The organism is Candidatus Pyrohabitans sp., assembly GCF_054014795.1.
Genome location: NZ_JBPMGE010000107.1, coordinates 1 through 15,248, shown reverse-complemented (window position 1 = coordinate 15,248; position 15,248 = coordinate 1). Strand labels below are relative to the sequence as shown.

19 protein-coding genes are annotated in these 15,248 nt (G+C 52.1%); 14 read left to right on the top strand and 5 right to left on the bottom strand.

Annotated features, from left to right (window positions below; all coding sequences use genetic code 11):
* Nucleotides 1-344: ACT domain-containing protein (locus tag ACXJJW_RS11425; RefSeq protein ID WP_456475877.1), on the top strand; the 344-nt coding region annotated here is incomplete at its 5' end.
* A 189-nt stretch (nt 345-533) separates the two neighbouring features.
* Nucleotides 534-821, top strand: coding sequence for a GYD domain-containing protein (locus ACXJJW_RS11420; protein WP_456475879.1), 288 nt, complete (start codon nt 534-536; stop codon nt 819-821).
* A 76-nt stretch (nt 822-897) separates the two neighbouring features.
* On the opposite strand, the gene ACXJJW_RS11415 is transcribed toward ACXJJW_RS11420, so the two are convergent.
* Nucleotides 898-1,728 carry a PRK13768 family protein gene (locus tag ACXJJW_RS11415; RefSeq protein WP_456475876.1) on the bottom strand — a complete coding sequence of 277 codons (831 nt, stop codon included), beginning with the start codon at nt 1,726-1,728 and terminating at the stop codon, nt 898-900.
* Between the two features lie 10 nt (nt 1,729-1,738).
* Here ACXJJW_RS11415 and ACXJJW_RS11410 point away from each other — a divergent pair, with 10 nt between their 5' ends.
* The 8 genes from ACXJJW_RS11410 to ACXJJW_RS11375 are packed head-to-tail and all read left to right on the top strand — an operon-like array spanning nt 1,739 to nt 7,862.
* Nucleotides 1,739-3,133, top strand: coding sequence for an aspartate kinase (locus tag ACXJJW_RS11410; protein ID WP_456475875.1), 1,395 nt, complete (start codon nt 1,739-1,741; stop codon nt 3,131-3,133).
* A 33-nt stretch (nt 3,134-3,166) separates the two neighbouring features.
* Nucleotides 3,167-4,129, top strand: coding sequence for a hypothetical protein (locus ACXJJW_RS11405; protein WP_456475874.1), 963 nt, complete (start codon nt 3,167-3,169; stop codon nt 4,127-4,129).
* A gap of 32 nt (nt 4,130-4,161) precedes the next feature.
* Nucleotides 4,162-5,094, top strand: a complete 933-nt coding sequence (locus ACXJJW_RS11400) for an MraY family glycosyltransferase (RefSeq protein WP_456475873.1) — start codon at nt 4,162-4,164, stop codon at nt 5,092-5,094.
* 30 nt (nt 5,095-5,124) lie between these two features.
* On the top strand, nt 5,125-6,105 hold the full coding sequence (locus ACXJJW_RS11395; protein WP_456475872.1) for a DUF354 domain-containing protein: 981 nt from the start codon (nt 5,125-5,127) through the stop codon (nt 6,103-6,105).
* Between the two features lie 25 nt (nt 6,106-6,130).
* On the top strand, nt 6,131-6,622 hold the full coding sequence (locus ACXJJW_RS11390) for a helix-turn-helix domain-containing protein (RefSeq protein WP_456475871.1): 492 nt from the start codon (nt 6,131-6,133) through the stop codon (nt 6,620-6,622).
* A 42-nt stretch (nt 6,623-6,664) separates the two neighbouring features.
* On the top strand, nt 6,665-6,832 hold the full coding sequence (locus ACXJJW_RS11385) for a preprotein translocase subunit Sec61beta (RefSeq protein ID WP_456475878.1): 168 nt from the start codon (nt 6,665-6,667) through the stop codon (nt 6,830-6,832).
* A gap of 8 nt (nt 6,833-6,840) precedes the next feature.
* Entirely contained in the window at nt 6,841-7,575 is a 735-nt protein-coding gene (locus ACXJJW_RS11380) for a uroporphyrinogen-III synthase (RefSeq protein ID WP_456475870.1), read from the top strand.
* A complete protein-coding gene (locus ACXJJW_RS11375) occupies nt 7,572-7,862 on the top strand; it encodes a signal recognition particle protein Srp19 (protein ID WP_456475869.1) in 291 nt (96 codons plus the stop codon). The genes ACXJJW_RS11380 and ACXJJW_RS11375 overlap by 4 nt, the downstream gene beginning before the upstream one ends.
* On the opposite strand, the gene ACXJJW_RS11370 is transcribed toward ACXJJW_RS11375, so the two are convergent.
* From ACXJJW_RS11370 to ACXJJW_RS11360, 3 genes are read right to left on the bottom strand one after another with little or no spacing between them, the layout of a single operon-like run.
* The gene (locus tag ACXJJW_RS11370) at nt 7,848-8,570 is read right to left on the bottom strand and encodes a sugar phosphate isomerase/epimerase family protein (protein ID WP_456475868.1); all 723 of its coding nucleotides are present in this window, start codon (nt 8,568-8,570) and stop codon (nt 7,848-7,850) included. The two genes, ACXJJW_RS11375 and ACXJJW_RS11370, sit on opposite strands and share 15 nt — an antisense overlap.
* A 6-nt stretch (nt 8,571-8,576) precedes the next feature.
* A complete protein-coding gene (locus ACXJJW_RS11365; RefSeq protein ID WP_456475867.1) occupies nt 8,577-8,846 on the bottom strand; it encodes a YgiT-type zinc finger protein in 270 nt (89 codons plus the stop codon).
* A complete protein-coding gene (locus tag ACXJJW_RS11360; protein ID WP_456475866.1) occupies nt 8,828-9,145 on the bottom strand; it encodes a DUF4258 domain-containing protein in 318 nt (105 codons plus the stop codon). Before ACXJJW_RS11360 ends, ACXJJW_RS11365 begins: the two co-directional genes overlap by 19 nt.
* A gap of 73 nt (nt 9,146-9,218) precedes the next feature.
* Here ACXJJW_RS11360 and ACXJJW_RS11355 point away from each other — a divergent pair, with 73 nt between their 5' ends.
* Entirely contained in the window at nt 9,219-9,812 is a 594-nt protein-coding gene (locus tag ACXJJW_RS11355) for a hypothetical protein (RefSeq protein ID WP_456475865.1), read from the top strand.
* Nucleotides 9,813-9,881: 69 nt separating this feature from the next.
* Nucleotides 9,882-10,574 (top strand): DUF7847 domain-containing protein, encoded by a 693-nt coding sequence (locus ACXJJW_RS11350; protein WP_456475864.1) that lies wholly within the window; start codon nt 9,882-9,884, stop codon nt 10,572-10,574.
* Here the strand turns inward: ACXJJW_RS11350 and nadA are convergent.
* Complete coding sequence (gene nadA / locus ACXJJW_RS11345) at nt 10,567-11,487, bottom strand: quinolinate synthase NadA (protein ID WP_456475863.1); 921 nt, start codon at nt 11,485-11,487, stop codon at nt 10,567-10,569. The two genes, ACXJJW_RS11350 and nadA, sit on opposite strands and share 8 nt — an antisense overlap.
* Before the next feature lie 308 nt (nt 11,488-11,795).
* On the opposite strand from nadA, the gene ACXJJW_RS11340 reads away from it, so the two are divergent.
* Together ACXJJW_RS11340 and ACXJJW_RS11335 are read left to right on the top strand one after the other, a co-directional pair.
* Nucleotides 11,796-12,248, top strand: coding sequence for a hypothetical protein (locus ACXJJW_RS11340; RefSeq protein WP_456475862.1), 453 nt, complete (start codon nt 11,796-11,798; stop codon nt 12,246-12,248).
* Nucleotides 12,249-12,367: 119 nt separating this feature from the next.
* Nucleotides 12,368-15,082, top strand: a complete 2,715-nt coding sequence (locus ACXJJW_RS11335; protein WP_456475861.1) for an outer membrane protein assembly factor BamB family protein — start codon at nt 12,368-12,370, stop codon at nt 15,080-15,082.
* Nucleotides 15,083-15,248: the final 166 nt, after the last annotated feature.

The window sequence follows — 15,248 nt, the reverse complement described above, 5'->3', positions numbered from 1 at the left end:
ACCGCGCCCTTCGGGGAGAGACCTATGTGCTCCTCCAGGGGCTGGAGAACCTTACCATAGTGACTCGCCAGGGGCACATCGCAAAGCTAGAGGAGCTGTTTGGCGATGAGCTGATTGAGAGCAAGCGGAGTCTTGCAGGTATCTTTGTAAAGAGCCCGCCGGAGATTGTCTCCACCAGCGGCGTTCTTGCTCGCCTGAGCAGTCTTCTCGCTGCGGAGGGAATAAACGTGGTGGAGATGATGTCCAGTTATGTTGAGACAATCTTTCTGGTGGAGGAGCGCGACTGCCTTCGTGGCATAGAGGCGATACGGGAGGAGATAAAGAGGGCGAGGGGTAGTGAATAGCTTACCACCTCACAGAACGTCCAGTGGGATATAGTCAAAAACAAGACCCAACAATTAAAAGAGAAAATTGACAAAATCCTCTCAACTCTCGAAGAGTAAAATACTTAAAATTACGGTGGTGGACCAGTTCGAGTCAACAGAAACCTCTAAATACCTCTACCCACAAAACTATTAATGGAGGTGGTTGATTTGCCGAAGTATGTGGTGATTTCCACTCTTACGGATGAGGGGGCGAAGACCCTGAAGAGCAAGCCCTCCCGCGTTAAAGAGGTGAACCAGGAGCTGGAAAACATGGGGGTTAAGGTACTGGAGCAGTACCTGGTGCTTGGAAACTTTGACTTCCTGAACATAGTCGAAGCTGAGGATGAGATTACAATAGCAAAGGCGATGGTGGAACTCGCCTCGCGAGGCACCATACGTACGCAGACCATGCCCATAATCCCAGTGGATGAGTTTCTCGAGAAGCTGGGCCAATAGGAACTAAATCACCTATCGCACTTCGTGCGGAACGGGTAATCACCAGTATCCTATTACTTCCGGAGTGATTCCGGGTTTAATCGCTGCCCAAATCTTCGCCGCCGTAGAGCACCTGCTGCACCTCGTTGTACAGGTCGGCTATGCCCTCGCCCGTCTCAGCGGAAGTGGGTATCAGAGGCTTGTAGGCGTCTGTTATCTCCAGGGCGCGGAAGATCTCCACATTGAGATTTGCGGTGAGCGACCCCTGGGCGATAAGGTCGTCGTAGAGCACATTCGGGTCGCTTCCCCATTCCAGAATTCTTACCAGCTCCTCCCTTGTAAGAAGGTCAACCTTGCTCAGCGCAGCCACACAGGGCAAATCAAGGCGGAACTGTGCAGAGAGGCTCTGAAGCACCAGTGAGATGAACCCCTGCGGAGTTTTGGCAAGCGCCGGGTCAAAGAGGTAGGCAAGCACCGAGCTCTCCCTGCCCAGGCTTTCCACAACAACATGGCTGGAGCTGCGCAGGGTGAACAGCTCCATCTGCCCCGGGGTATCTATCAGATAGTACTCGGTGACAAATTCATCTATAGCTTCCTTAATCTCGTTGATTTTCAGCGCCAGCAGGTCGGCTGCGACTATCTGCGCACCATTGGGACCGACGCCATACTCCCGCATAACAGCGTCGAGGTTAATCCACTCCCTCACATCCACATCCGGAGCGTAGGGAAGCCACTCAACACCCGGGTCCAGGTTCACAGTCACGGCATCATACCCATAGGTCTGCATCCAGTTTTTGAATGCGCTGGTGAGGGCGCTCTTTCCGCAGCCTGCATTACCTATGAGGTAGAGGTACGCTGGCATATCTCTTAGTCTTGCACAGGGGTTTATGAAGTTTGCTCCGGTAATCTTAAATACTATCTGCGCCATGCCTTAAGCGATGAAGCGTCTGGTTATGAAGTTCGGTGGCACCAGCGTGGGCAGCGCTGAGCGCATCTCCCGCGTCGCAGAGCTGGTGAAGAAGTTTGCAGCACCGGAGACACTAGTGGTGACCAGCGCCATGAGCGGCGTTACAGACCGCCTGGTGGGAATCGCCGAGGAGGTGGCCCAGGGCATAGATGAGGAACACATCCGCGAGTTTATAGCCTATATGCGGGAGAAGCACACAGGTGTGGTGCAGGAGGTGGCAAGGGAGGAGGAAATCCCAGAGCTGAAGGCTGAGATAGAGCGCCAGCTGAGCGAGCTTGAGAAGATACTTGTGGGCATCTCCTATGTGGGCGAGCTCACACCGCGCTCCCTCGACTATGTGCTCTCCTTCGGCGAGCGTCTGGCTGCACCCCTGGTGAGTGCTGCGCTGCGTAAAAGAGGGATAAACTCGCGCTGGTATACAGGCTACGAGGCGGGGATAGTTACAGATTCCAACTTTGGCAGAGCTTCGCCAATAATGGAGATAACCGAGGAGCGTGTGCGAGAGATTATAGAGCCCCGCCTGAAGGACAGCATTCCAGTAATAACCGGCTTCGTCTCAGGTAATGAGGAGGGAAGGATAACCACCCTTGGTAGAGGAGGCTCCGACTACACCGCAGCCATTCTCGGCGCTGTACTTGACGCAGATGAGATATGGATATGGACGGATGTGGATGGCATACTTACCACTGACCCAAAGCTGGTAGAGGAGGCCAGGGTAATAGAGGTGCTCTCCTACATCGAGGCCATGGAGCTGGCATATTTCGGCGCCAGGGTGCTGCATCCAAAAACCATAGAGCCCGCGATGGAAAAGGGTATACCTGTGCGCGTGAGAAACACCTTTAACCCTGCATGTGAGGGCACGCTCATAGTGATGGAGCAGGAGAAGAGCAGCGACATCGTCAAGGCGATAAGTGTGATGAAGAACGTCGCCCTGCTCAACATCTCAGGCGTGGGAATGATAGGTTTGCCCGGTGTTGCCTCGCGGGTATTCACAGCGCTGGCGCAGCAGAAGGTTAACATCCTCATGATCTCCCAGGGTTCGAGCGAGGCGAACATCTCCATTGTGGTCGAAAAAGGTGATGTGGAGCGTGCAGTGGATGCGCTGCGCGAAGAGTTTATAGGTGCAAACATAGTGCGGGATGTGCAGTACAATGAGGATGTTGCGATAATCGCTGTGGTGGGTGCTGGAATGCGCGGTACCCGGGGTGTGGCGGCGCGTGTTTTCACGGCCGTGGCAAACGCCAGTGTCAATGTGCTCATGATAGCTCAGGGTTCAAGTGAGGTGAACATCTCCTTCGTCGTGGGGGGCGATGATGCGGCAAAGGCTGCGAGGGCGCTGCACAGGGAGTTTATAACCAAGCGTTAAATATATATGGCGGCAAAAATTAACTGAAATACTATGAGGGGCATTATCCTGTTATTAAGTTTTACACTTCTTATAGGCTCAGTGTCGGCATCTTCTGTTGAAGAAGAGCGTGAGTTAGAAGTTGGGGTATATGATGACTACGTTGAAGTTATGTCTTATTTTGAGAATGAGTCATATGCCTCCAGACTTGAGATTAAGTTCTATACCGAGGGTGGGGAAGGACCCCTCTCTATGGAATTTGAGTATGCCATAGAGGCTGGTGCCGCTGAGGAGGAGGTCGAGATTCGTGTGACCTTCCACAAGCTTATCGAATTTATAGACAGGAACGGAGACGGCGCTTTTAGTGAAGCAGTGGATGAAGTGATCAAGGAGGTTTTCCTAGGAGACAGAGGAGTTGTTATCTACCGTCCACCCTCCTTCGAGAAGATAACTGCTGGCAGCAGCACAGGATTTAAGCTGAAGACTCAGGGGGAGACTCCAGAGGGGACAGATTTTGGCATCACCGGCATAGTCTTCAACACCCCTGCAACAGTAGGCAAGGTGCAGATCAAACCATCTGAGATGAAGATATTGGTGGAGATATCAGACTTCCCCTTTGAGGAGGACAACAGCAGGCTGGCCCTGAAGGCCAAGGTTTATTCTGAAAAGGGGGTTGAGATAGAGGACGGGGAGTATTTCTATGCAGAGTCGGAGACTTCGCTGGTGTATTTCGACTGGTCGGGTGACGTGACCGTCGATGGGGTCTCAACAAGGGGAGAAGTCTCACCCACGGCTTCCGACGGGGAGTGGTTTGTCTATATTACTTATCCCAGAGGGACGAAAATAGTCCACGACCCAAAGGCGGGGGTTGTCCTTAAAGGGGTAAAGTCTCCCATGGGTGTGATGTCAACCATGGGCACACAGCCCTCTGAGAAGGGGATATGTGGACCTACGGCTGCGCTAATAATAACATTGGTCCCACTGTTTGCCTTTGGACTTATGAGGAAGAAAAACTGAAAGCTTATTAACCTGCTCTTCCACCTCTATTTATGCTTGAAGTTTTACCCTTTGCCCTACTCTCCTTTGTGTTAACTTTCCTCGTAACCCCGAGGGTTATGAGGTGGGCCGCCAGTGCGGGTTTCATGGGCGTCGACCTCCACAAGGAGGCCAAGCCGAAGATACCTGAGCAGGGGGGCATAGCCGTAGTTGTGGGCTTTCTCACCTCTGCTCTCCTCTACGCCCTCTACGCTGGACCCGAGATGTGGTTCTATGCCACACTTGCCGTTGTACTACTTACAGCCGCCCTGGGCTACTACGACAGGATTAGACGTCTCTCAGCAAGGGAGAAGGTGGTCTACCTTAGCTTGATAGGTGTTGTACTCCTGCCCTTTGTGGAGGATACCCGCCTATTTGGCATGGAGCTCGGCATCATCTACCTCCTTGCGGTGCCCCTCCTGTTTATGTGCGCATGCAACTTCACAAATATGCTCGCGGGCTTCAATGGCCTTGAGATAGGCACCGGGGCGATAGCTGCGCTGGGCGTTGCGGTGGTGGCCCTGCTCGAGGGAGAGGAGGAGAGCTTCGTAATAGCTTTGCTACTCTTCGCCTCTCTCATCGCCTTCCTCCACTACAACCGCTACCCTGCGAGGGTCTTTCCCGGCGATGTCGCTACGCTCGCGATAGGCGCTGCGCTGCTTCCGGCGCTTATACTGGGCAAGCTTGAGGTGGAGGGCGGAGTAATCTTCCTCCCCTACGTTGCGGATGCGGCGCTAAAGTTTGTGAGCGCAGGGGTTATGACCCGGGAGGTGCAGAAGCCGACAGTGCTCAGACGAGGGCTGCTCTACCCGCCGGAAGGGGGAAATCTCTCGCTGCCGAGGCTCTTTCTGAAGCTCAAACCGATGCGTGAGGCGCAGGTGGTGGCTATCGTGTGGGGAGTTGAGCTGGTGTGCGTGGCGATAGCCATCGCCATAGCCATGCGGTAGGTTTATATCTCGGCGAGGAGAACATGCCACATGCTCTGGGTTGATATAACCAACCTGCCCCATGTCCCATTTTTCCAGAAGTTTATAGAGGAGAGCCGCTGCTTTGTCACTGCGAGGAGGTCCGGCTTTCTCGAGGACATGCTTAAAGCCAGAGGTATAGACTTTGTCTCTGTGGGAGAGCATGCAGGTGACAGGAAGGCAAAGCTTATCGCCAGTGCAGAGCGTATTATTGGTCTGGCGGAGCTGCTTTCGCGAAGGCGCATCTCCGCTGCGGTTGCCAAGCACAGTGTTGAGGCGGCGCGTGTGGCCTTTGGGTTGGGAATACCCTACTACCACTTTGTGGACAACGAGTATGCGGAGCACCAGAACCGACTTACGCTCAGCTTATGCACCCGCATAATAGCACCGGAGGCCACCGACGGAAGGCTGCTGCTAAGCCAGGGGGCGCAGGGGGAGCGCCTTCTCACCTTTAAAGGTGTTCTGGAGGTGGTGCAGGTCAGAAACTTCTCCCCCGAGCCTTCGACTGTGGAGTCGCTTGGGCTTGAGCACTTTGTGCTTCTGCGCCCCCCTCCACTGGGCGCAGCCTACTATCAGGGACAAAAGAGGACCCAGGAAGTTATAGACAGGCTTCGCAGGCTGGGCTATAACGTTGTTGTGATTCCACGGGGGAAGGAAAGATACCGGCACTGCATTACCCTAAAAAATGTGGACACTCTGAGCCTGAGCTACTATGCGGAGGCTGTTATAAGCGAGGGGGGAACGATGAACCGCGAGGCTGCACTGCTCGGCACGCCTGCAATCTCTCTCTACCCCCAGGCTCTGCTGGGCGTTGACAGGTACCTGATTAGGCTCGGGCTGATGAGGCATGCCCGCAGTGTGGATGAGCTGCTGGAGCTTCTGCCAGAGAAAGGGGAGAAGGAAGAACTCAGAGAGCGTGCCGCGCGGGAGGTGGGCAGAATGCAGGACCCCTTCACTTTGCTCAAGGCTGCGATGGGCGAAAGGGATATATAAGCGCGGGCAATATGGAAATTATCGGATGCACTTCAGCAATTACATAAGTATGAGGCTCGCCAGGGCGTGCGTTGAGCGGGGGGTGAGGAAGCTAACCCTTACCCCGACGGCGTTGAAGCAGACGCCTGAGGACACGCTGTCATTTCTGCGCGATAGCGGTGTTGAGGTGGAAGTCGTAGCTTCGCGGGGGAGGCCGAGAAAGCTCGACGAGGAGAAGGTCAGGAGGATCCTTGCCATGCGCAAGGCTGGAGTGAGCTTCTACCGCATAGCTTCAGCGCTGGGCATACCCAAGAGCACCGTCTTCGACTACTTTAAGCGATACCCCCACCTGGAGGTTACTGAGAGCGAGGTTGAGATGCTGCAGGTAAGCGAGGCCAGGCGAGTGCTCAAGAGCATAGCAGGGGGCAGCTTCGACGAGGAGATAAGGGAGATTGCAAAACGTGGACTGGCGGCTGAGAGCAGGGAGGAGCTGGAGTACTACCTGCAGGAGCTTCTGCTGTGTCTCAATGGGGAATAATTTTTTATTGTTAAGCTGAGTAGAAGGTATTAGGTGAACCACATGGTGAAGAGGAAGAAGCAGCGTGTTTCAATGCCCGCCTCCGGCGCAGGTCTGGTGCGCTATATGGATGAGGAGGGGCGCGGGCTCAAGTTCAAGCCTGAGCAGGTGCTCTATGCAGCTCTTGGGCTGATTGCCATAGAGGTTCTGGCTAAGCTGGGCTTCATATAGGGGCGAGCATGAAGATTGCGATTACGCGTCCGAAGGGTAAGGAGGGTGCCACGAAAGAGCTGGCTTCTTCCTATGGTTTTGAAGCACTGATCGTCAATGCTGTTGAGCTCGTCCCCCGGGGCAAGAGGGAGGTTAGGGCTGCGGTGGGTAAACTTGCGGACTACGACTGGGTGATAATAACAAGCGCTTTCGGAGCCAGGCTCATGCACAGCTACTTTGGCGATGCGCTGCGCGGAGTTAAAGTCGCCGCCGTAGGGCAGAAGACGCGTCAGGCGCTGGAGAAGCTGGGCATACGCGTGGCGCTGACTCCGCAAGAGTTTCGAAGCGAGGGTCTTGTGGAGGCGCTGCGTGAGGCGGGTGCCGAGGGAAAGCGCATTCTGGTGGCCAGGGCTTCAGCCGGGAGGGAGCTACTCGTCAGGGAGCTTAGGAAGTTTGCTGAGGTTGTGGAGGTGCCCATCTATGACTCGAGGGTACCTGAGGACAGGAGTTCAATCTTTGCCCTGCGCGAGGGTCTGGAGAAGGGCGAGGTCAAAGCAGCGATTTTCACCTCGGCGCAGACTGTCAGGAATATTTTTGCTGTGATTGGCAATGGGAAGTTTGCCGCGTTACTGAACCGCATTAATGTGGTTGCAATAGCACCAGATACAAAGAAGACGCTGGAGGGTTTCGGAGTTAAACGCGTTGCCATGCCGGAGCGCTATACCCTGGAGGAGTGCCTTAAAATACTAAAGGAGGCATTATGATGGAGCGGATTATGATATGGCCCCCGAATATCGATGCAAATAAGTCGCGGGCAGATGGGAGGAAGATTTCAGAGAAGCACGCTGTTGCTTCGCCAACGCTCAAGGAGATAGCGGAGGCGGCTGAGCATCTGGGTCTGAACCCGGAGGTTGAGCGGGAGAAGGCCTACCCAAAGGAGTGGTGGGAGGTTTCGGGGCGCGTTATTGTGGACAAGGTTAAGCCGAAGAGTGTGATTTTGAAGGAGATTGCGGCGGAGATTAAAAGGATGCGCGCCTCAGCGGGCAAGTAGGCCTCTTATGAAACTTACAGCCTCCCTCAGCGCATCTTTACCGCTCTGCCGGTATTCCAGGCAGAGCTCAGCGCTTGCTCCATGCCTGAGAATCTGCTCGAAATCTATGCTTCCTTTACCCGGGGGTGCGCTGCCGGTATCCCTGAGGTGAAGCTCCACTATCTCGGCACCATCGAGAATTTCAGCTAAGTTTTCGCCGGCATGGTAGAGGTGCATGGTATCTGCCATCGCCTGCACATTCTCCCTGTCTATCTCTTTCACAAGGGTCACAACCTGACACAGTGAGGGCAGGAAGTTGGTTCGCCTGGGGCTGAGGGCCTCTATTGCAATGCTTACCCCACAGCTGGTAGCGTAGTCGGCAAGCTCGCGGAAGCTTTCGACGCAGGTTGCGTAGGCGTCGGGTGCATGTGCGTAGCCATAGGCGGGCACTGCAATCACGCGCTGTGCTCCAGCTGTGCTGGCAAGCTTTATCTTGTCTTTAATGCATTCCCTCGCAGCCCTGCGCTCTTCTCTATGCGGGCTCACAAGGCTCAGCTTGTGAAGCTCATACGCCTGAACAGAGCGCACCTCCACGCTAAAGCTCTCCAGGGGCTCGAGATTATCGGTAAATCTGGCAAGCTCCAGCCATAGATTGAGCTCCTCGAAGATGCCCAGAACTTCCTCAAAGGTTTCATTACCAAGAACGAAGTCCACAGCGCCGAGGGTCATAACTGTTTAAACTTCAGCTTTGTATATATAAGTGCATCCAACAGGCTCAAAGTTGTTTGTGAGCCCTTCTTTAAGCTCTTTTCTGACCCTCTGAATTTTCTCATGAGTTTCCTTCGAATATATCCTCTCCCCGCATTTTGAGCATACTCCTGCCTTAACCTTAATAATAGCGACATTGTTTCCACCTTTAACCATCTTTTCAACTTCTTTTACAACTACATCCCCGCCACATATTGGGCACACAGAAACAATATCGCTCATTTCTCTTTTCTCCATTTGTAATCAGTCCAGCGATTAGCATCGGGAACATATGCTGTAATTAGTATGGCGATTTTATACTTTTCTGCATATGCCCAGACACTGTGAATAGCTCTGTCTTGTTGGTCTCTCCCAAATATCAAGCAACTAGGAAAGGGGAAATCATCTGGATACTCTTCAATTATCTCACCATGTAAAACAGAGTAGTAGAGCGATTCATTCGATATCTCGTCATTAGCAAGTTCTTCGTCTGCATGTTCTGTTATATTTATACGTCCTGATTTAATCGCATCTTTTATTGGATTTATGTCCTCCATTGTATGTTGTTAGGGGTAATATAAGGCTTTACCTATTTAACCCTTGAGAGACGTTAGCGCCAGAGTTTGAAATATGGGCAGAATAGGGATGATAGGGGTGCACCACAGGCACCAGATGAGCATCGCAGAGGTTGAAGACGCCATTGCGGAAGAAAAGCCAGGCATAGTGTGTGTGGAGCTGCCCAGCGACGACTACCTGAAGTTTCTGGAGGCAAAGGCTTATCTGGAGACTGAGATGAAAGTCGCCATGGTCACCGCCTGCGAGATGGGAGCCAGAGTGTGCCTGATAGACCTTCCGAAGGAGTACATGGAGGATAGGCTGAAGCAGGTGCTGAAAATCTCTGACCCCCGCCTGTGGGATGAGTTTGAAAGGGGAGATATCCCTGCCTTCTATCGTCGGCTGATTGAAATATCGCCCTCCTCCATCGGTGCTGCAAAGGAGGTTCTCCTGCTGGACAGAGAGGCTGCTATGGCTTATAAGTTAATGAGGCTGGCTGAGAGACACCCTGAGAGCAGGATTCTCGCCGTTGTGGGCTACAGTCACAAGCACGCGATAGAGGAATTTCTGAAAGATAGAGACAGGCTGAAAGAGATCCTCAAAAAGAGGAAAATCCACGTAGACGAGCCGTATTTTCTTGACTGCAATGAGGTTATGATTTACAGTTGAGAAGACGAAAAGCTAAAATACCTCCCACGGCAAATTATCTGCATCTGAAGGAGGCCGGGAGGTCATAGAGTGGACGTTGTCGGGATTTATCGCAGAGCATTCGAGATTTTCAAGATGAACTATCTCATCGCCGTGCCCTTCATTGGAGTCAACATAATCGTGGGCTTCTTATACCTGCTGGTGGGCGGGGTTATGATGGGCACTGAAGCGGCTCCAATGAATATGCTGAGTATGGGTGCAGCTCTTGGAGCTGTGAGTACCATTGTTCTGCTCACTCTGATCCTCAACATCCTTGCCCAGGGCATGGCAATAGGCATGGGCCTCGAGGCATTGAATAGGGGCACCACCTCTCTCGACAGGGGGTTTGATGTGGTGAGCAACAAACTTGGCAGCCTGATAATCGCCGCACTACTGGTGGGTTTGGCGGTTGGGGCAGGGATGCTACTCCTCATCATACCGGGCTTAATAATAGGCTTCTTCCTGATGTTCACCATCGTCGCGCTGGTTGTTGAGGACCTCGACGCTATATCTGCAATAAAAAGGAGCTACCAGTTTGTAAGGGCAAACATCGCCAACACCTTTGTTTATGCGGTGCTGATGGTTGGTGTGGGCATGGTCGCAGGTATAGTCGGCACCATCCTGGGAATTATCCCCTTAATAGGCCCGGTGGTTCTCTCCCCGATTGTTGACGGTCTCGCCGCAGGGCTAGTAACACTGGCAGGGGTAATATTCTTCACAGAGGCTAAGAAGCAGACTACCTAGAAAGCTCAAGCATGCGCTCAAGGCTTATCCTCGCCCTTTCGGCGATTTTCTCGTCTATTCTAATTATGTTCTTCCTCTCTCTGAGCTGGGTGATAAACTTCTCCCAGGTATTCATCTTCATTGTCCTGCAAACTGCGCGCTCATTCAGTGGATAAAACCTCTTCTCAGGGAACTCCTTTTTAAGCCGGTAGAGCATCCCAACCTCTGTGCCTATTATAAACTCCTCAGCCCTACTCTCCCCTGCGCGCTTCACCATCTGCTCTGTTGAGCATATGTAATCGGCGAGGAGCTGGACCTCGGGGGGACACTCCGGGTGGATGAGCACCTCCGCATCGGGGTGCTCTGCCCTCCCGCGCTCCACATCCTCTGCTGTGAAAATCCTGTGGTGGGTTATGCAGTGGCCCTCCGGGGGCACGACAATAATTTCCTTATCCCTCACATGCCTCTGGACATGCCACGCCAGGTTCTTATCTGGCCCAAAGAGGATCTTCTTTTCTGGAATGGATTTTATAATTTTAACCGCATTGGCTGAGGTGCACATAACATCTGCCATAGCACGGGCTTCAAGGCGGGTGTTTATGTACAGCACAACCGCCGCATCGGGATGCTCCTTCTTTGCCTCTTCAAGCTTCTTGGCCGGAAGCATCGCCGCCATGGGGCAGTGGGCCTCATACTCGGGTACCACGACAGTCTTCTCAGGGTTGAGCATCGCAGCACTCTCTGCCATGAAGTCAACACCTGAGAAGAGGATGTACGGCTTATCCACGCGCTGCGCCGCCCTGCACAGCCCCAGAGAATCGCCAATAAAGTCTGCCGCGTCCTGAATCTCAGGTATCTGATAGTTGTGCGCCAGCACTATGCAGTCCTTCTTGAGCTCCTCAACCTCTTTCAGAGTAGCCTCATCGATAACCACGAGAATCACCGGAATTACAACCTTAGCTTAATATACTTTTTGAAAATATTATTGAAAGTAACATCAAAGCTCTACATAAGAAATCTACTATTTTTCCAACTCCGGTAAGGTATGCATTTCTTTAGTGGATGATAATACTGTACCCACTGATGAAAAATTTTTTATAGATTGCTGATAAAATATATACAAAAGGATGCTTTAAACGGGTAGTAATGTAGCTCAGATACCTTCTTCTTTTGAGGGAGGTTGGGCACAGGAGGGCTCGTTAAAGTGTCTTTTGCATAGAGTGCCCATGCGGGGTAAGGAAGATGGTAAAAGAGAGGGAAAAAAGGCTGGGAACCCTCTGGGGAGTTACCTGCTGGCACAGAGAAAAGCCCAGAACGGTAACTTTCGGGTCAACTTTGGGAAATTTTGTGCTTACTGAAAAAAGGCTGATGTTTCTGTCCTCCGGGGAAAAGGACATGTCCGCCGGGGTGGCAACTGAACTGATGTACGTGGACACCGACGCTCCGGATGTAGATAATCTGGGAAAGGAGGCGCTCAACAAAAAGCAGAGCGTTGATATACCCCTGGACCGTCTTGAGTCCATAGAGCTCAAGAAGAGGTTGATGGGCCTCAGCAACTGGCTCAGTGTGAAATATCGTGACGAGCATGGAGCCACCCGCTACCTCGCCATGGTCCATGCAAAGAAGTTGCCTCAGGGGTTTGTGGATAAGGTGATTAAAGCAAAGGAGAGGTATCTCAAGAAGCTTAAAGGATAGTGATAACCTTGAATAAAGTCCTGCCACTAATGCTTCTGTTATTGCTGTTCTTCATGGGGTGCACGGAACCGAAGAGCCCAGGTACGGGCCCGGAGAGGGGACCTGAGGAAGGAGGTGGTATGCAGGAAACCGTTGAAGCGCCAGCGGCTAAAAAGATTGAAATAATCAGAATAACCAGTGATGATTATTTTGAAAAATGGCCATCCATCGATGACAATGGCAGATATATAGCTTTCGGGAGAAGTGAGGATGGCAATTTTTATGATATTGTAAAAAGAGACCTCGGAACCGGCAAAGAGACGGTTTTGTTCAAAGCTAAATCAAAGGACCCTAGAGGTTCAGGATTTTTGATAGCAGATGAGCCGGTAATAAGCGGAAATGGGGATTATGTGGCGTATCGGCTTGAAGGGACATATTTTACACATAATATGGTAGGAATAAATGGAAAGGTTATAAAGGTGGAGCCGGTGGACCTCGGTTACCCGGGGGATTGCCAAATCATTCAAATTGGTCCGCTGGACGTTGCATATGACGGGACAGTTGTTGCTCTAATGGGGGTTACGTGTGATACGCCCATGGTTGTAAACTGGGGATACCTGGGCAAACAGGCAATAGACTCTTTCGTCGCACTGGTTTCCATCGAGAATGAAGGACATGCAGGCCTTGTTTATGGTCCGGTGCTCTTCCCCATGGATGAGGGATATGAAATCCAATGGGGAGAAGGACCTCGATTGGAGATAACAACCTATCGTGAGACAGGTTCCGCTGGAGAAGGAAATGTGGCATTTCCCGGGAGAGATAAAAGCGGAAATCTTGGATTATATGTAAAATTTGGAGACTCTGGTACAATACATGAGATCGGATCAAAAACTTTTATTCGTGGTGCTCAGATGTCTCGGGATGGGCAGAGGGTGTTCTATACGGCAGATCTTGGAACCAATTATCAGCTGGCATATGTGGACCTGGGAACAATGAAGGTTTCTGAGATAATCTCAAGCTTTGGTAAGATTTTTGCCTCGGCCACGGTAGGAGATATCAAAACCTGGTACAGGTATGCGGACCCCTCCGGCACCAAGGTGGTATTTGCCACATATCGCCAGAGGGTCTTGGATGGGTTGCACATCATAAACATAGACGGGACAGGAGAGATGAGGGTCCTTTCGCCGGGTGAAAATGGGGCGCCGAATATTGTCGACTGGTATGGCGGCAAAAACATGGCAAACGGAGGAAGTGCCATAGTGTTCACCGGCAGGAACTCCTATACCGGTGACCCCGGGGACATTTACCTCATCAAACTTGGTGGTGCGATGCCGGTGACGACTGGGGGAAAATCGGTTGAGTCAGGAGCGTCACAGAAAGCTGCCTCAAAGAGACAGACGGAGGAATTCACCACTCCGGAGCAGCAAGAAGTTCCATCTGAAGGTGTTCCTCAAGGGCGCAAACTAATGGGAATAAACTACGAGGAGTGCATCTCACCCTGCGTAGAGACGGGGGAATGTGCCGAGGGCTCAGGGGCGGACGAGGAGTGGTGGTACAGCCACATGAGGGAAAAGCAGGAGATTATCAACAGCTACTGGGAAGGCAAGGCTACAGAAGAAGAGGCTAAGCTGGCAACTATTCAGCAAAAACTCGCCTATGCTTGCTATGAGAGGGCAAAAAAGATGAGACTTGAAGCGACTTGGCCCGAGAAACCCGACCCTCAGGAGGTTCTGGGAGAGGAATATTACAAACTGTACCTGAGCATGGTGGAACCAGACCTGCTTAAGAGTTCAGAAAAATCAGGTGCGAGTACAATCACCGGTGGGATGGAAGGTACTCTCAAGTGGGCGTATGAGACCGGAGGCTATGTCCGTCACCGCCCTGCAATCGGGTCTGACGGGACGATTTATGTCGGTTCAGAGGACGGCTACCTCTACGCGGTAAACCCCGACGGCACCCTCAAGTGGAAGTATAAAGTTGGATACTCAGTGGAGACCTCCCCTGCAGTGGGGTCTGACGGGACGATATACTTCGGAGGAGCGGAGGATGTGTTTATCGACAACCTCTATGCTCTGAATCCCGACGGCACCCTCAAGTGGAAGTATAATGAAGAGGGTTTCTCAATATCTTCGGGCAGTTCCGTTGCGATCGGGTCTGATGGGACGATTTATGTAACCCCACTAGGCAACCACCTCTATGCCCTAAGCCCCAACGGTGCTCTCAAGTGGCGTTATGAGGTGGAAGGCGACCTACCTGCTATCTACGGTTCTCCTGCAATCGGGTCTGACGGAACGATATACTTCGGAGCATCGGAGAATACTTGGAACAACGTTGACTATTTTTATGCGGTAAACCCCGACGGCACCCTTAAATGGAAGCATAAAACTGGAACCGTGAGCGCTCCCCCTGCAATCGGGTCTGACGGGACGATCTACTTCGGAGCATGGGACCACTATTTCTATGCTCTGAATCCTGACGGTATCCTTAAGTGGCGGTACGATACCGGAGGACATATAGGAGCATCGCCTGCCATCGGGTCTGACGGGACGATCTATATTGCGGTAGATGTTGGTACCCCATATCCTATTCTCCTTGCTCTGAATCCCAACGGTACCCTCAAGTGGCAGTCTGTTGGAGTCCTTGGTAGTTCTTCTCCTGCAATCGGATCTGATGGGACGATCTATATCCCTGGATCCGGCGGGAGTTTCCTTGCTCTGAATCCCCACAACGGCACGCTCAAGTGGGACTACACTGTCACAGGGGTGGTATTCTATACTCCTACAATAGGTGCTGATGGGACGATCTATACCGGTGGAAGTGACAACTACCTATATGCAATATACGGTTCGCAGTAACGAAGCTGGTATGAGACATTGCTGACATTACTTTCAGGCGATGCGGGTTGGTCTGCGCTGTACATAAACAATGTGACGGCTATTAAGATGAGACACTTTCTCATACAGAAAGAGATTTCGCTCAGCTCCAACGTTATTATCACAGCTCGTGAGGCTGTCATGGTGC

Excerpts from the sequence above, each read along its gene's own strand:
- ACXJJW_RS11415 (WP_456475876.1), bottom strand. The coding sequence starts at position 1,728 with ATGGCGCAGATAGTATTTAAGATTACCGGAGCAAACTTCATAAACCCC.
- ACXJJW_RS11390 (WP_456475871.1), top strand. The coding sequence starts at position 6,131 with ATGCACTTCAGCAATTACATAAGTATGAGGCTCGCCAGGGCGTGCGTT.
- ACXJJW_RS11395 (WP_456475872.1), top strand. The coding sequence starts at position 5,125 with ATGCTCTGGGTTGATATAACCAACCTGCCCCATGTCCCATTTTTCCAG.
- ACXJJW_RS11370 (WP_456475868.1), bottom strand. The coding sequence starts at position 8,570 with ATGACCCTCGGCGCTGTGGACTTCGTTCTTGGTAATGAAACCTTTGAG.
- ACXJJW_RS11375 (WP_456475869.1), top strand. The coding sequence starts at position 7,572 with ATGATGGAGCGGATTATGATATGGCCCCCGAATATCGATGCAAATAAG.
- ACXJJW_RS11335 (WP_456475861.1), top strand. The coding sequence starts at position 12,368 with ATGCAGGAAACCGTTGAAGCGCCAGCGGCTAAAAAGATTGAAATAATC.
- ACXJJW_RS11405 (WP_456475874.1), top strand. The coding sequence starts at position 3,167 with ATGAGGGGCATTATCCTGTTATTAAGTTTTACACTTCTTATAGGCTCA.
- ACXJJW_RS11410 (WP_456475875.1), top strand. The coding sequence starts at position 1,739 with ATGAAGCGTCTGGTTATGAAGTTCGGTGGCACCAGCGTGGGCAGCGCT.
- ACXJJW_RS11400 (WP_456475873.1), top strand. The coding sequence starts at position 4,162 with ATGCTTGAAGTTTTACCCTTTGCCCTACTCTCCTTTGTGTTAACTTTC.
- ACXJJW_RS11355 (WP_456475865.1), top strand. The coding sequence starts at position 9,219 with ATGGGCAGAATAGGGATGATAGGGGTGCACCACAGGCACCAGATGAGC.
- ACXJJW_RS11385 (WP_456475878.1), top strand. The coding sequence starts at position 6,665 with ATGGTGAAGAGGAAGAAGCAGCGTGTTTCAATGCCCGCCTCCGGCGCA.
- ACXJJW_RS11360 (WP_456475866.1), bottom strand. The coding sequence starts at position 9,145 with ATGGAGGACATAAATCCAATAAAAGATGCGATTAAATCAGGACGTATA.
- ACXJJW_RS11340 (WP_456475862.1), top strand. The coding sequence starts at position 11,796 with ATGGTAAAAGAGAGGGAAAAAAGGCTGGGAACCCTCTGGGGAGTTACC.
- ACXJJW_RS11365 (WP_456475867.1), bottom strand. The coding sequence starts at position 8,846 with ATGGAGAAAAGAGAAATGAGCGATATTGTTTCTGTGTGCCCAATATGT.
- ACXJJW_RS11380 (WP_456475870.1), top strand. The coding sequence starts at position 6,841 with ATGAAGATTGCGATTACGCGTCCGAAGGGTAAGGAGGGTGCCACGAAA.